At 72.4% G+C, this 13985-nt stretch carries 15 protein-coding genes; 11 read left to right on the top strand and 4 right to left on the bottom strand.

Annotation, left to right across the window (positions count from 1 at the left end; all coding sequences use genetic code 11):
- Positions 1 to 187: 187 nt before the first annotated feature.
- On the top strand, positions 188 to 1087 hold the full coding sequence (locus ABZZ17_RS37085) for a TIGR01777 family oxidoreductase (protein ID WP_356883256.1): 900 nt from the start codon (positions 188 to 190) through the stop codon (positions 1085 to 1087).
- A 194-nt stretch (positions 1088 to 1281) separates the two neighbouring features.
- A complete protein-coding gene (locus ABZZ17_RS37080) occupies positions 1282 to 2556 on the top strand; it encodes an NAD(P)/FAD-dependent oxidoreductase (protein WP_356883250.1) in 1275 nt (424 codons plus the stop codon).
- 76 nt (positions 2557 to 2632) lie between these two features.
- On the opposite strand, the gene ABZZ17_RS37075 is transcribed toward ABZZ17_RS37080, so the two are convergent.
- Positions 2633 to 4072: a regulator gene (locus tag ABZZ17_RS37075; RefSeq protein WP_356883248.1), complete on the bottom strand. Its 1440-nt coding sequence runs from the start codon at positions 4070 to 4072 to the stop codon at positions 2633 to 2635.
- Positions 4073 to 4245: 173 nt separating this feature from the next.
- On the opposite strand from ABZZ17_RS37075, the gene ABZZ17_RS37070 reads away from it, so the two are divergent.
- From ABZZ17_RS37070 to ABZZ17_RS37050, 5 genes are all read left to right on the top strand, one after another.
- On the top strand, positions 4246 to 4554 hold the full coding sequence (locus tag ABZZ17_RS37070; protein ID WP_356883246.1) for a hypothetical protein: 309 nt from the start codon (positions 4246 to 4248) through the stop codon (positions 4552 to 4554).
- A gap of 88 nt (positions 4555 to 4642) precedes the next feature.
- On the top strand, positions 4643 to 5440 hold the full coding sequence (gene lipB / locus ABZZ17_RS37065; RefSeq protein ID WP_356883244.1) for a lipoyl(octanoyl) transferase LipB: 798 nt from the start codon (positions 4643 to 4645) through the stop codon (positions 5438 to 5440).
- A 109-nt stretch (positions 5441 to 5549) separates the two neighbouring features.
- The gene (gene lipA / locus ABZZ17_RS37060) at positions 5550 to 6497 is read left to right on the top strand and encodes a lipoyl synthase (protein ID WP_356883242.1); all 948 of its coding nucleotides are present in this window, start codon (positions 5550 to 5552) and stop codon (positions 6495 to 6497) included.
- A gap of 212 nt (positions 6498 to 6709) precedes the next feature.
- On the top strand, positions 6710 to 6907 hold the full coding sequence (locus tag ABZZ17_RS37055; protein WP_281210004.1) for a hypothetical protein: 198 nt from the start codon (positions 6710 to 6712) through the stop codon (positions 6905 to 6907).
- Between the two features lie 10 nt (positions 6908 to 6917).
- Positions 6918 to 7616: a DUF4191 domain-containing protein gene (locus ABZZ17_RS37050; RefSeq protein ID WP_356883240.1), complete on the top strand. Its 699-nt coding sequence runs from the start codon at positions 6918 to 6920 to the stop codon at positions 7614 to 7616.
- A 110-nt stretch (positions 7617 to 7726) separates the two neighbouring features.
- On the opposite strand, the gene ABZZ17_RS37045 is transcribed toward ABZZ17_RS37050, so the two are convergent.
- Positions 7727 to 8194 (bottom strand): RDD family protein, encoded by a 468-nt coding sequence (locus tag ABZZ17_RS37045; RefSeq protein WP_356883238.1) that lies wholly within the window; start codon positions 8192 to 8194, stop codon positions 7727 to 7729.
- 185 nt (positions 8195 to 8379) lie between these two features.
- Between ABZZ17_RS37045 and glnA the strand changes: the two genes are divergently transcribed.
- Positions 8380 to 9789, top strand: coding sequence for a type I glutamate--ammonia ligase (glnA, locus tag ABZZ17_RS37040; protein ID WP_356883236.1), 1410 nt, complete (start codon positions 8380 to 8382; stop codon positions 9787 to 9789).
- Between the two features lie 162 nt (positions 9790 to 9951).
- Positions 9952 to 10329, top strand: a complete 378-nt coding sequence (locus tag ABZZ17_RS37035) for a hypothetical protein (protein ID WP_356883234.1) — start codon at positions 9952 to 9954, stop codon at positions 10327 to 10329.
- 36 nt (positions 10330 to 10365) lie between these two features.
- Here the strand turns inward: ABZZ17_RS37035 and ABZZ17_RS37030 are convergent, their stop codons facing one another.
- On the bottom strand, positions 10366 to 11031 hold the full coding sequence (locus ABZZ17_RS37030; protein ID WP_356883232.1) for a TetR family transcriptional regulator: 666 nt from the start codon (positions 11029 to 11031) through the stop codon (positions 10366 to 10368).
- A gap of 86 nt (positions 11032 to 11117) precedes the next feature.
- On the opposite strand from ABZZ17_RS37030, the gene ABZZ17_RS37025 reads away from it, so the two are divergent.
- Entirely contained in the window at positions 11118 to 11888 is a 771-nt protein-coding gene (locus tag ABZZ17_RS37025; RefSeq protein WP_356883230.1) for an SDR family oxidoreductase, read from the top strand.
- Positions 11889 to 11905: 17 nt separating this feature from the next.
- Here ABZZ17_RS37025 and ABZZ17_RS37020 read toward each other — a convergent pair whose 3' ends face one another.
- The gene (locus ABZZ17_RS37020; protein WP_356883228.1) at positions 11906 to 12424 is read right to left on the bottom strand and encodes a DUF4240 domain-containing protein; all 519 of its coding nucleotides are present in this window, start codon (positions 12422 to 12424) and stop codon (positions 11906 to 11908) included.
- A gap of 126 nt (positions 12425 to 12550) precedes the next feature.
- On the opposite strand from ABZZ17_RS37020, the gene ABZZ17_RS37015 reads away from it, so the two are divergent.
- On the top strand, positions 12551 to 13939 hold the full coding sequence (locus tag ABZZ17_RS37015; protein ID WP_356883226.1) for a protein kinase: 1389 nt from the start codon (positions 12551 to 12553) through the stop codon (positions 13937 to 13939).
- Positions 13940 to 13985: the final 46 nt, after the last annotated feature.

Genomic DNA, 13985 nt, shown 5'->3' with positions numbered 1-13985 from the left:
ATGGTTATTTGTGGGCGCCCTGTCCCACCGCAACCTGGGGCCCGGACCAGGCGCCATAAATCATGCCCGTCCCGGACGACACCCCACCCCGGCCCCGGCCCCACCCGCAGCCCCCACCAGGCGCACACCCAGCCCCTCCCCGCCCCGGGCACCGCCCAGCCCCTCTCCGCCCCCGGCATCCCACAGACTGGGGGGCATGCGCATCGCCATCACCGGATCCTCCGGACTCATCGGGCAGGCCCTCGTCCACTCCCTCCGCGCCGACGGCCACGACGTGGTCCGCTTCGTGCGCCGGGCACCGTCCGGGCCGGAGGAGGCGCGGTGGGATCCGCGCAGCGGTCACGTCGACCCCGCCGCGCTCGCCGGCTGCGGGGCCGTCGTGCACCTGGCGGGGGCCGGCGTGGGCGACCACCGCTGGACGGCGGCGTACAAGAGGGAGATCCGCGACAGCCGGGTCCTCGGGACCGCCGCCATCGCCCGGGCCGTCGCCGCCCTCGACGACCCGCCGCCGGTCCTCGTCAGCGGCTCCGCCATCGGGTACTACGGCGACACGGGCGACCGGCCCGTCGACGAGGGCGCGCCCGCGGGGGAGGGGTTCCTCCCGTCCGTCTGCGTGGAGTGGGAGGCGGCCGCCGCCCCCGCCCGGGACGCCGGGGTGCGTACCGTGTTCGCCCGCACCGGCCTGGTGGTCGCGGCCGAGGGCGGGGCCTGGGGGAAGCTGTTCCCCGTGTTCCGGGCCGGGATCGGCGGCCGGCTCGGCAACGGCCGCCAGTACTGGTCGTACATCTCGATGCACGACGAGATCGCCGCCCTGCGGCACCTCATCGACACGCCGGGCCTGTCCGGCCCCGTGAACCTGACCGCGCCGGAACCGCTGACCAACCGTGAGATCACCGCCGCCATGGGCCGCGTGCTGCGCCGTCCGGCCCTGTTCGCGGTCCCGGCCCCGGCCCTGCGGATCGCGCTCGGCGAGTTCTCCGAGGACGTGCTGGGCAGTCAGCGGGTGCGCCCCGCCCGCCTGCTGGAGTCGGGCTTCGTCTTCCGCCACCCCGGCATCGAGGAGTCGATCAGGGCGGCGCTGCCGTAAGAACACGTCCGGTTCCCGCCGGCCCGGCAGGACACCCCCGGCGCACCCCGCGCCCATGTGCGACCGTTCGTGACCCGTATGCGACCGTCATGCGACCGGAGTTGTGCGCAATACCCCACCGGACTCGGGTTCTCCTGGAGCCCGTTGGGGGAAGGAGGTCCCCACACAGCCGCGCCGACCTCGGGGAGGGGCACGTGCTCAGCAGCGCACACCAGGCCGCACACCATGCGGACGTCGTCATCGTAGGAGCCGGGGTCTCAGGACTCGCGGCCGCACACCACCTGATCGCGGCGGGGGTCACGGTCACCGTCCTGGAGACCGCCGACGACCCCGGAGGCCGCATGGCCACGGAATCCGGCGACGGGTTCCGGCTCGACCGGATCGGGCAGCTCCTCAACACCTCGTACACCGAGCCGGCCCGCACCCCCGGTCTGGAGGGCCTGGTCCTGCGGCCCTTCGCCCCCGGGGTCCTCGTGCACGGCGTCGACGGCAGGCAGCAGCGGGCCGGGGCGCTCACCCCCGCCCGCGCGCTGGCCAGCGGTTCCCTCGACCAGGCGCGGCTCAGCGCGGCCCTCGGCCGGCTCGCCGCCCTGCCCGAGGAACGGGTCCTGGCCCGGCCGGAACGCTCCGCGCTCGCCGCGCTGCGCTCCCGCGGCCTGCCACCGCGCACCGTGAACGGGGTCCTGCGGCCCCTGCTCGCCACCCTGCTCCGCGACCCGGAGCTCACCACCTCCAGCCGGGTCGCCGACCTGGCCCTGCGCACCTTCGTCCGGGGCCGGCTCGCCGTGCCCGAGGGCGGCGCGGCGGTCCTGCCCCGGCTGCTCGCCGAGGCCCTGCCGCCGGGCACCGTGCGCACCGGGGTCCGGGTGCGGTCGGTGTCGACCAGCCTGGTCACCACGGAGGAGCACGGTGACTTCCGCTGCCGCTCCGCGGTCCTCGCGACGGGCGCCAGGGCGGCCGCCGAACTGCTGCCGGGGCTGCGGGTGCCGCGCTTCCACGAGGTGACCGTCATCCACCACGCCACCCCGGCGCCGCTGCCCTGGGACGGGTCGCTGCTGCTGGACGCGGACCCGAAGTGGCCGCTCGCGCACACCACCGTGATGAGCGCGGTCGACCCGACCCGGGCGCCGGGGGGACGGAGTCTGGTCACCACGACCGTGCACGGCCCGCCGCCGCCCCCTCGGACGGTCGCCTCGCGCCTGGCCCGGCTCTACGAGACCTCGACCCGGGACTGGGACCTGCTGGCCGTCCACCACACGCCGGAGGCCGTGCCGGCGATGCCCCCGCCGTACGACCTGCGGCGCCCGGTACGGGTCCTGGCGGGGCTCTACGTCTGCGGGGACCACCGGGACTCCAACACCGTGCAGGGCGCCCTGCACTCCGCCCGCCGGGCCGCCACCGCCCTGCTGCGCGACTTCGGCATCCCGCTCCCGGCCGCCCCGGAGCCCGCCCTTCCGGCGGCGGCCTGAGAACCACCCGCACCGGGGCCCGGCCCGCGCACGGGGGCCGGGCCCCGTCGTACCCCGGCCGGCCCCCGCGGCGGGACTACGACAGCGCGGCCACCCGGTCCCGGTAGGTGCGCACCGCCGAGGCGTCGCGGTAGGGCTCCAGCCGGCGCTCGAAGTCCCGTACGTACTCCACCGCGCGGACCGACCGCATCTCCATCGCCTGCTGCGCGGCCTCCGCGCCCAGCGCGCACGCCTGGTCCAGTTCGCCCAGTCCCAGCCGGGCCGTGGCCAGCACCACCCGGCAGAACAGCCGGGAGCGCGCGTAGCCGGGGGAGCGCAGCTGGAGGGAGCGTTCCGCGTGCTGGGCGCAGGCCCGGTACTGCTGGAGGTCCCGGTGGCAGTGGCCGAACTCGTCGGCGAGCTGCGCCTCGTCGAAGAAGCGGGCCCACGGGGGTACGTCGTCCCCGGGCCGGGCGGCGCCCAGTGCCCGTTCGGCCCGTACCAGTGAGGCGGTCGCGGCCCGGACCTCGCCGAGCACCGCGTGGCCCCGCGCCTCGGCGGCGTGCAGCAGGGCCTGCACCACGGGCGGCGGGCCCGAGCCGACGCCCTGCTGGGCGACCCGGGCCAGCTGCACCGCTTCCCGGCCGTGTCCGAGGTAGACCGCCTGCCGGCTCATGGTGACCAGCACGTAGGACCCGTACGGCCGGTCCCCGGCGGCTTGCGCGAGGCGCAGCGCCTGGACGAAGTACCGCTGGGCGAGCCCGTGGGCGGCGATGTCGTACGAGGTCCAGCCGGCGAGCCGGGTCAGGTCGGCGGCGGCGGAGAACAGCCGTCGTCCGGTGGTCTCGCCGTAGGTGCCGCGGAGCATCGGTTCGGCCTCGTGCTCCAGGTAGCGCACGAGGGCCTGCCGGGCGTGGCCGCCGCCGTAGGCGTGGTCGAGGGTGCGGAACAGTTCGCTGACCGAGCGCAGGGCGGCGATGTCGCCGCCGGTGACCCGCTGTCCGGGGCCGCGGTCGATCTGCCGTTGCCGGGGTACGGAGGCGCGGCCCTGTGCGGGGACCCGGGAGGCGGTGGCGTCCGCGCCGCGTCCGACGCGTTCGTCGGCCCGGCCGATGAGCCAGTCCCGGCTGGGCACCACGAGCCCGGCCGGGGTGAAGGCGATCTTGCGCAGCTCGGCGTGCGATCCGGAGTCCTTGCGCCACAGCCCGCTCGCGATGTCCACGGCCTCTTCGGGGGTGGCCGCGAACTCCAGCCCGGCGTAGACGGGGGCGCAGGCGTCGAGGCCGAGGTCCTGCGCCGACAGCCGCCGGCCGAGGCGCCGGGTGAAGACCTCCGCGATGAGCGCCGGGGTGGTGCCGCGGGGCTGCTGGCCGCGCAGCCACCGGGTCACGGAGGTTTTGTCGTACCGCAGGTCCAGACCGTGCTCCAGGCCGAGCTGGTCGACGCGGCGGGCGAGCCCGGCGTTGGAGAACCCGGCTTCCGCGATCAGCGCCGCGAGCTGCCGGTTGGGGACGCGCTGGGCAGGTCGTTCCGTCATCGGCTCCACGGTTTCCTGACGTGACGGACCGGAGTCCCGGCCCTGTGAACGGCGTGAATGTAGCGGCGAACTCCGCCCGTACCGCCCTCTCTGCCCCACATTCATCCGATCGTGTGCAGAATGGGTAGGGCTCTTTACGGACCGGCCCGTCACCTCCGCGTACGCTGCGGCCCATGACCCGCCGGCCCCAGGGGGCGCACCACTCCGACGCGTACGCGGAAACCACGGCTCCGCTGCCTGCTCCCGAGCTCACCGAGGCCGAGTGCCGTCGGTGCGGCACGTACATCGCGGGACTGGACGGGCGCTACGCGTGCGGGGTCTGCGGCTGGGTCAACGACCATTCCGAGGGCCATCGCCGGCTGCCGAGGGCGGACGAGGACCCGGACCGCCCGCCCCGGGGGCGCAGGCGTCCCAGGCAGCTGCCGGGCCCGCCGCCGGAGGCGCGGACGCTGCTCGGACCGGGTGCCGGACCGGGTGCCTGAGGGGCCCTGAGGGGCCGCGCCGGGGCCGCCGTACTCTTGGCTGGGTGCGGATACGTGCACACGGCAGGTTCAACGAGGAGGCGCTGCGGTGACTGAGCTTCGGTTTGTCCATATGGGCTTCGGGCCGGAAGCGGTCGAGTACACCGAGGCCTGGGACGAGCAGCGGCGCGTCCACGCCGCGCGGTTCGCGGACGAGATCGGGGACACCTGCCTGCTGGTGGAGCACCAGCCGGTGTACACGGCCGGCCGGCGCACCGACCCGAGCGAGCGTCCCCTCGACGGGACGCCCGTCATCGACGTGGACCGCGGCGGCAAGATCACCTGGCACGGCCCGGGCCAGCTGGTCGGCTACCCGATCATGAAGCTGCCCCGCCCGGTGGACGTGGTCGCCCACGTCCGCCGCCTGGAGGACGCCCTGATCCGCACCGCCGCCGAGTTCGGCCTGGAGACCACCCGGATCGAGGGCCGCTCCGGGGTATGGGTGCTCGGCGACCCCGTCGAGGAGCGCCCGAAGATCGGCGGGCTCTCCCTGGAGTTCGACCCCCGTCTGCACGACGAGGAGTTCGACGCCCGGCTGAACGGCCCCGAGTACGCCCCCTCCAACGCCGGCCAGCGCCGCGAGGACCGCAAGCTCGCCGCCATCGGCATCCGCGTCGCCAAGGGCGTCACGATGCACGGCTTCTCCCTGAACGTGAACCCCGACAGCACCTGGTTCGACCGGATCATCCCCTGCGGCATCCGGGACGCCGGTGTGACCTCGCTCTCGTACGAACTGGGCCGCGAGATCACCATCGCGGAGGTGCTGCCCGCCGTGGAGCGCCACCTGAAGGACGTGTTGGAGCAGGCCGAGCTCCGGCCGCGCGAGATCGAGCCCGCCGTGGGCTGACCCCCGGGGAATGCGTCCGGCCGCCCCCAGGTTGGCCGACGTAAGAGCGTACGAAATTACGGGCGTACCCTGGTGGGCGCCGAAGAATCGAAGTCACAGGGAGCCGGTCGTGTCCGCAGTCGCACCCGACGGACGCAAGATGCTGCGCCTCGAGGTCCGTAACGCCCAGACCCCCATCGAGCGCAAGCCCGAGTGGATCAAGACCCGGGCGAAGATGGGCCCCGAGTACACCAAGATGCAGGCCCTGGTGAAGGGCGAAGGACTGCACACGGTGTGCCAGGAAGCCGGCTGTCCGAACATCTACGAGTGCTGGGAGGACCGCGAGGCCACCTTCCTCATCGGTGGCGACCAGTGCACCCGGCGCTGTGACTTCTGCCAGATCGACACGGGCAAGCCCGAGGCCCTCGACCGGGACGAGCCGCGCCGCGTGGGCGAGTCCGTGGTCACCATGGACCTGAACTACGCCACCATCACCGGTGTCGCCCGCGACGACCTGCCCGACGGCGGCGCGTGGCTGTACGCGGAGACCGTGCGCCAGATCCACCAGCAGACGGCGGGCCGCGAGAGCGGCCACACCAAGGTCGAGCTGCTAGCCCCCGACTTCAACGCGGTCCCGGAGCTGCTGGAGGAGGTCTTCGCCTCCCGCCCCGAGGTCTTCGCGCACAACGTCGAGACCGTGCCCCGCATCTTCAAGCGGATCCGCCCCGGCTTCCGCTACGAGCGTTCCCTCGACGTGATCACCCAGGCGCGCGCCTACGGCCTGGTGACCAAGTCGAACCTGATCCTCGGCATGGGCGAGGAGCGCGAGGAGGTCAGCGAGGCGCTGCGCGACCTGCACGCGGCCGGCTGCGAGCTCATCACCATCACCCAGTACCTGCGGCCCTCGCCGCGGCACCACCCGGTCGAGCGCTGGGTGAAGCCGGCGGAGTTCGTCGAGCTGGCGAAGGAGGCCGAGGAGATCGGCTTCTCCGGCGTCATGTCCGGCCCGCTGGTCCGCTCGTCCTACCGGGCCGGCCGTCTCTACACGCAGGCGATGGAGAAGCGCGCGGCGGTGTGACCGCGGCGATGTGAAGTCGTTCACAAATGCTTACTAGTTAGTAACACCGCGTCGACGCGGCCCCTAGGCTCTTCAGTGGGAGAGCCTGGGGGCCGCGTCAATATTTCATCACGTTTGACCGGCCGGTCATGCCCTGGTAACACCAGTCAGTGACGCTGGGTCCACGCACCGCACACGCCATCGATGCGAGCTCCGAGAGAGGGACCGACATCATGCAGGCCGCGCCCGTTCGCGCCATCGCCATCCCGTCCGTTGCCGAGGCCTTCCGCGGCATCGAATCGCTCCTCATGAGCGGCGCCCGCCGCAACGCCTGGACGGCCGTCCTGGAGGACCGCCGCCGGGCCAAGGACCGGGTCGAAACCGAGCACGTACTCGAGGCCGCGGCGACCCGGACCCCGCGGGCCACGTAAACTTCGCCTTATGGCGAGGAAGTCAAACGCAGAGACTGCTGCGAACCCCGGGCGACTGAAGCAGATCGCCCTCACGTACAAGATGACGCGCAAGGCCGACCCGAAGGTCGGTCTGATCGTCGCGGGCGTGGGAATCGTCACCTTCGGTGTCTTTCTTGCGATCGGCTTCCTGATCGGCCACCCGGTCTACCTGGGCATCCTGGGCTTCCTGGTGGCGTTCCTCGCGATGGCGATCGTCTTCGGGCGACGGGCCGAGCGGGCTGCCTTCGGGCAGATGGAAGGACAGCCGGGCGCGGCCGCGGCCGTACTGGACAACGTGGGACGGGGCTGGAGCACCACCCCGGCCGTCGCGATGAACCGGAACCAGGACATCGTCCACCGGGCCGTCGGCAAGGCGGGCGTCGTCCTGATCGCGGAGGGCAACCCGAACCGGGTCAAGACCCTGCTCGCGGCCGAGAAGAAGAAGCTGGCCCGGATCATGCCGGACGTCCCGGTCCACGACTTCATCGTGGGCACCGGCGAGGGCGAGGTGCCGCTCAAGAAGGTCCGCACGACGCTGCTGAAGCTGCCGCGCGTCCTGTCCGGCCCGCAGATCACCCAGGTCAACGACAAGCTCCGGGCCATGGGCGACCTCATGAGCAACATGCCGGTCCCGAAGGGCCCCATGCCGAAGGGCATGCGGATGCCGCGCGGCGGGAAGATGCGCTGATGCGCTGAACCGCTTTTCGTATACGACACAGGGGCGCCCCCGAAGCCGTCAGGCTCGGGGGCGCCCCTGTGTCGTGGTGCCGTACGTTTCGCGCCGTTCCGCGGGGACCGTCAGATGCGGACCTGGACCGCGCCGGCGAGCCGGTCGTGCAGTCCGCGTCCGTCGCGGTCCCAGATCAGAGCCGGGATGACCAGGGCCAGGAGCAGCGTGCGCACGACCACGCGGACGATGCCGAGACGGTTGCCGTCCTGCCCGACGACCCGGAGGCCGAGCATCCGCTTGCCGGGGGTGAAGCCCACCGTGCCCACGGTCAGGATCGTCAGGGCGACGAAGAGCCCCAGCGTCCAGTTGCCCGTACCGGCCAGGTCGCCCCCGGTGATGAGCCCGTACGCGATGAGCTGGCAGCCCACCCAGTCGATGACGACCGAGCCGATCCGGCGCCCGAAGCGGGCCACGGAGCCGGGCCCCGACTGGGGCAGGCCGAGCTGCTGGCCCGGATAGCCGAAGTCGACGCCCATGTCCTCGGCGGCCGCACGGGGGCCGGAGAGCCAGGATCCGATTGCTTGCCTGTTGTCCACTCGACCACGGTACCGGTGGTGCTCCATCGTCCTCCGACGGGACCCTGGTTAACTTGTGCGAAACAAATGGGTCATGCTTGGGAAATCCCGTCTGCTTATGGTCGGGTCAGCGTGCGGCACCGCACTGACGCACCACGAGCTATAAAACCCGCCCCTGCCCCGGGGCCGGGAGTAGGAGGAGTTGGATGTTCCAGAACGCCGACGAAGTGAAGCAGTACATCGAGGAGAACGACGTCAAGTTCGTTGACGTCCGCTTCTGCGACCTGCCTGGTGTGATGCAGCACTTCACCATCCCGGCGCGGGCGTTCGACCCGGCGGAGGAGCTCGCCTTCGACGGATCCTCCATCCGTGGTTTCCAGGCGATCCACGAGTCCGACATGGCGCTGCGTGCCGACATCACCACCGCGCGTCTGGACCCGTTCCGCAAGGACAAGACGCTCAACATCAACTTCTTCATCCACGACCCGATCACGGGCGAGGCCTACAGCCGCGACCCGCGCAACATCGCGAAGAAGGCCGAGGCGTACCTCGCCTCCACCGGCATCGCCGACACCGCGTACTTCGGCCCCGAGGCCGAGTTCTACGTGTTCGACAGCGTGCGCTTCGCGACCTCCGCGAACGAGGGCTTCTACCACATCGACTCCGAGGCCGGCGCCTGGAACACCGGCTCCGAGGAGAACAACCGTGGTTACAAGGTCCGCTACAAGGGTGGTTACTTCCCCGTAGCCCCGGTCGACCACTTCGCCGACCTGCGCGCCGAGATCTCCCTCGAACTGGACGCCCAGGGCCTCCAGGTCGAGCGCCAGCACCACGAGGTCGGCACCGGCGGCCAGGCCGAGATCAACTACAAGTTCAACACGCTGCTCGCCGCGGCCGACGACCTGATGCTCTTCAAGTACATCGTGAAGAACGTCGCCTGGCGCAACGGCAAGACCGCGACCTTCATGCCGAAGCCGATCTTCGGTGACAACGGCTCGGGCATGCACGTGCACCAGTCGCTGTGGGCGAACGGCGACCCGCTGTTCTACGACGAGGCCGGCTACGCGGGCCTGTCGGACACCGCCCGCTACTACATCGGCGGCATCCTCAAGCACGCCCCGTCGCTGCTCGCCTTCACCAACCCGACGGTGAACTCGTACCACCGCCTGGTCCCGGGCTTCGAGGCGCCGGTCAACATGGTGTACTCGCAGCGCAACCGCTCCGCCGCGATGCGCATCCCGATCACGGGCTCGAACCCGAAGGCCAAGCGCGTCGAGTTCCGCGCCCCGGACCCGTCGTCCAACCCGTACCTCGCCTTCGCGGCGCTGCTGCTCGCGGGCCTCGACGGCGTCAAGAACAAGATCGAGCCGATGGAGCCGATCGACAAGGACCTCTACGAGCTCTCGCCCGACGAGCACGCGAGCGTCCCGCAGGTCCCGACCAGCCTGGAGGACGTCCTCAAGGCCCTGGAGGCGGACCACGAGTACCTCCTCGCCGGCGGTGTCTTCACCCCGGACCTGATCGAGACCTGGATCGACTACAAGCGCACGCACGAGATCGCCCCGATCGCGCAGCGTCCGCACCCGCACGAGTTCGAGCTGTACTTCGACCTCTAAGCCGACCGGCTCGGACGAGAGTCATGCCTGATGGGAGGCCCCCCGCCGCACTCCGTGGAGTGCGGCGGGGGGCCTTTCCGCTTTGACAGGCCGCCCGGGCCGGGTGACGGTGGGAATGACCTGAAAGCCGGATAAGCGAGACACGTTCGGAGGTGCATGAAGATGCGCCGCAGGATCATCGCCACAGTCATCGCCGGAGCTGCGGGCCTCAGCCTGGGCCTCCTGCCGGCCGCAAGCGCCTCGGCCGCGGTCACCGGCGGAGGAGGCGGGGGCGGAGGCGGGGGAGGCTGGTGCGACTCGCGCTACGACGACTGCTGCGACCGCGACTGGAACAACCGCTGGTGCGCGCAGGGCGTCGGTGGCTGGTACGACCCTAACTGGCGCGACAACTACTACAACTCGAACTACTACGACTCGAACTGGCGCGGCTACGACCGGTACGACTCGGACTGGCGCGGCTACGACTCAGGCCGGTACTACGACGGCGACCGCTACGGCGGCTACAACGACGGCTGGGACGGCTACCGCTACAACGACTAGCCGCAACGCCGGGGCCGCCTGGCTCCGGTCACGGCACTAGCCCGCCGGGCGCCGCAGCAGCGGCATCGCGCCGGTGAGGTCGTGCAGGCAGCGGACCGCCATTTCGGCGGGGGAGCCGGGACCCGACACGGGAGCGTCGGTGGTCGACCAGAGCTCCAGCGAGATGCGGATCGCGTCCGTGGCGGCCGCTGCCAGCAGGCGTACGGGGAGGGGCTCCGCCTCCGGTCCGGCGAGGCGGGCGATCACGGGAACCAGGCGCTCCTCGGAATCCTGGTTCACCCGGTACCAGACGGCCCGCAGGGCCTCGTCCCGCGCGGCGGCGCGCAGCAGCCCGCGGGTGACCTCCAGCCCCTCCTCGACGGCCTGGGAGTCGCTCAGCGAGCGGGTTATGGCCCGCGCGAGGGCGTCGCCCAGCGGGGTTCCCGGGTCCTCCTCCGCGAGCAGCGCCCGCCAGGCGTCGCCGCCCCCGGCGAGCAGGGGCGCCACGGCCTCCTGCTTGTTGCGGAAGTAGCGGTAGAACGTGCGCAGCGCCACACCCGCGCGGAGGGCGATGTCCTCGGCGGTCGTGCCGTCGGGGCCGTGTTCGGCGAACAGTTCGCAGGCCGCGCGGGCGATGTCGAGCTGGGTGGCGGCCTTGCGGCGCTCGGTCAGCGACTGGGTTCCGGGGCCGGTCTGGGGGGAGTACGGACGAGGAGATCTCACAGGTGAAGCGTACCGTCCGGCATGCCGGTGATTGCATGCTTTGACAGTCTGGCAAAACGTGCCATCAGCTCGGTACGCTTCGCCCCATGAACCGTTACGAAGGACGTCGCGTCCTCATCACCGGCGGCGGGTCCGGCATCGGCCAGGCCACCGTCCACCGCATCCTCGCCGAAGGCGGCCGCGTCCACACCGTGGACGTCGACGGAGCCGGCCTCAAGGCCACCGCCGAGCGGGCCGCCGCCGACGGCCACGCCGCCCGGCTCAGCACCGCCGTCCTGGACATATCCGACGAGGCCGCGGTCAAGGGGGGCGTGGCCGCCGCCGTCGACGCCCTCACCGGAGTCGACGTCCTGGTCAACGCGGCCGGCATCCTGCGCTCCGCGCACACCCACCAGACCACCCTCGACCTGTGGAACAAGGTCATCGGGGTCAACCTGACCGGCACCTTCCTCATGATCCGTGAGTCGCTCCCGGCGCTGCTCGCGGGAGACCAGCCCGTCGTCGTGAACTTCAGCTCCACGTCGGCGTCCTTCGCCCACCCCTACATGTCCGCCTACGCGGCCAGCAAGGGCGGCATCCAGTCCATGACCCACGCCCTGGCAGCCGAGTACAGCAAGCAGGGCCTGCGCTTCGTCTCGGTGGCCCCGGGCTCGATCGAGAGCGGCATGACCACCGGCACCGGCCCGGGCCTGCCCGAGGACACCGACTGGAGCCTGTTCACCAAGCTCGCCCCGGCCCTCGGCCAGGGCTTCGCCGGCCCGCAGACCGTGGCCGGCGTCGTCGCCATGCTCGGCTCCGAGGACGGCGCCTTCATCACCGGCACCGAGATCCGCATCGACGGCGGCACGCACTACTGAGACCGCCGCCCGCGGCCTCAGTCCCGGAAGCGGCCCCAGAGCCGGGGGAAGCGCTCCGCGAGCACGGCTTCGTCCTCGAAGTCCAGCGGGGTGCCCTCCGGCTCCTCCGGCTGGAGCGGAACGCCCAGATCCGGGGCCACCGCGCCGGTCAGCTGCTCGTACGCCTCGTCGGCGGCGTACCCCAGCTCCTCCCCGTCCCCGTCGATCTCCTCGTCGAACTCGCCCAGCAGCTCCGCCAGCTGGTCGGGGTCGTGGACCCCGCCCTCGAAGACCTCCCGGCCCTGGCCGATCAGCCAGCACCGGAAGTAGTCGAAGGCGTCGTCGCTCGCCCCGTCCAGCAGGACCCACGCGGCACCCCACAGGTCCCAGGTGTACGCCCGGTTGTAGCGCGACTCGAAGTGCCGGGCGAAGTCCAGGACGGAGTCCGGATCGAGCTGTGCCAGCCGCTCGACGAGCAGCTCGGCGTGCTCCTCGGGGTCGCCCTCGGCGGCCTCGCGGGTACGGTCGACGATCTCCCAGAACTCCGTCTCGTCCATCACCGCTCCAGCATCACGGGTCCACCCCCGCGCCGCCACCGCTCATACGGCCAAAGGCCGGTGTCCGACCCCCGCCCGGCCCCATACTCGGACCGGACCACGGACGTCGAATTCGGGGAGGCCCGGATGCGGGGGGAGATGCTCGATGGCCGGTACCGGCTCGAAGGCCGGCTCGGCAACGGGGGCATGGGTGAGGTGTGGAGCGCCTGGGACGAACGGATGGGGCGGCCGGTCGCGGCCAAGCTGGTCGCTCCCGTACCCGCCGCTCACGGCATGGACTCCGGGCAGGTAGAAAGCCGGTTCATGGCCGAGGTGCGCTCGGCCGGGAACCTCCCGCACCGGCACACCGTGACCGTGCACGACTGCGGCGAGGCCGAGATCGGGGGCCGGCGCACCCTCTACATGGTGATGGAACGCCTCGACGGCCGGACCCTGGCCGAGGTGTTCCGTCAATCGGGACGCGTCCCCTGGTACCGGCTGGTCGACTGGGCCGGACAGATCGCCTCCGCCCTGGCCGCCGCGCACGCCCGGGGCGTGGTCCACCGCGACATCAAGCCCTCCAACGTGATGCTCGCCGAGGACGGGGTCGTCAAGGTCCTCGACTTCGGCATCGCCAAGTTCCTCGGCGAGACCCTGTACCGGGAGGGCCGGACGGCGACCGGGACCCCCGTGGGCACCCCCGAGTACATGTCCCCGGAACAGGCGCGCGGCGAACGCGACGTCGACCGGCGCAGCGACCTCTACTCGCTGGGCTGCCTGATGTACCACGGGCTGACGGGCGCGCCCCCGTTCCGCGCCGACAGCCAGCTCGCCGTACTGCACCGGCAGATCTCGGAGGAGCCCGCGCCCCTGGCCCCCCAGGTGCGCGGCCTGCCCGAGGAACTCGACGCCCTGGTGCGGAACCTGCTGACCAAGGACGCGGGGCACCGGCCGGCCGACGCCCGCCTGGTGCTCGCGGCGCTCCGCCGCGTCCCGGGCATCGCCGGCAAGCAGCACTTCGCGTGGTCCGACGAGGGCCGGCGGGCGGTCGAGCTGATCGACGAGGCCCGGGCCATGGCGGAAGCGGTGCGCCGGTCGGCGGCCGAGGACTCCGAACAACTGCTGAGGGAGGCCGGGCGGACGGCGCACCTGCTCCAGGCCGGGGCCGCGGAGCAGCTGGCCTCGGCCCGGGCCGAGGCCGAGGCGGTCCGCCGGGACCTCGCCGAGCTGGAGGCCCGCCGCCGGGAGGTGGCCGACGCCCTCGCCGGACTCGGAGACCTGCTGACCGACGGCCGGGCGGCGGCCTTCGAGCCGTACGCCACCTGGCGCGAGCCCCGGCCCGGGTCCTCCGCCGGCAGGCGCCCGGCCGCGCGCACCCCGGCCGCGCCCCCGTCTCCCGACGCCCCGGCAGGCGCGGTGCGGACTCCGGTTCCGCCCCCGCCGGGGGTACCGCCCGGCACCGTGCCCCCGGAACGGGCGGCGCCGGCGACCACGACGCCGGGCCCCGCCGGGCCCGGCGGGAAACCCGGACGCTGAGGCCCCACGACGCCGCGAGGCGGCCCCTCCCCGAAGGGACGGGCCG

The sequence above is a fragment of the Streptomyces sp. NPDC006512 genome, from assembly GCF_040611935.1.
GTDB lineage: Bacteria > Actinomycetota > Actinomycetes > Streptomycetales > Streptomycetaceae > Streptomyces.
Note: the sequence above shows the minus strand (reverse complement) of the source record. Positions and strands in the feature narration are given on the sequence as shown.

Bases quoted from the DNA above. Each gene is read 5' to 3' on its own strand.
- ABZZ17_RS37075 (WP_356883248.1), bottom strand. From the start codon at position 4,072: ATGACGGAACGACCTGCCCAGCGCGTCCCCAACCGGCAGCTCGCGGCG.
- ABZZ17_RS37070 (WP_356883246.1), top strand. From the start codon at position 4,246: ATGACCCGCCGGCCCCAGGGGGCGCACCACTCCGACGCGTACGCGGAA.
- ABZZ17_RS37055 (WP_281210004.1), top strand. From the start codon at position 6,710: ATGCAGGCCGCGCCCGTTCGCGCCATCGCCATCCCGTCCGTTGCCGAG.
- ABZZ17_RS37050 (WP_356883240.1), top strand. From the start codon at position 6,918: ATGGCGAGGAAGTCAAACGCAGAGACTGCTGCGAACCCCGGGCGACTG.
- glnA (WP_356883236.1), top strand. From the start codon at position 8,380: ATGTTCCAGAACGCCGACGAAGTGAAGCAGTACATCGAGGAGAACGAC.
- ABZZ17_RS37035 (WP_356883234.1), top strand. From the start codon at position 9,952: ATGCGCCGCAGGATCATCGCCACAGTCATCGCCGGAGCTGCGGGCCTC.
- ABZZ17_RS37025 (WP_356883230.1), top strand. From the start codon at position 11,118: ATGAACCGTTACGAAGGACGTCGCGTCCTCATCACCGGCGGCGGGTCC.
- ABZZ17_RS37020 (WP_356883228.1), bottom strand. From the start codon at position 12,424: ATGGACGAGACGGAGTTCTGGGAGATCGTCGACCGTACCCGCGAGGCC.
- ABZZ17_RS37015 (WP_356883226.1), top strand. From the start codon at position 12,551: ATGCGGGGGGAGATGCTCGATGGCCGGTACCGGCTCGAAGGCCGGCTC.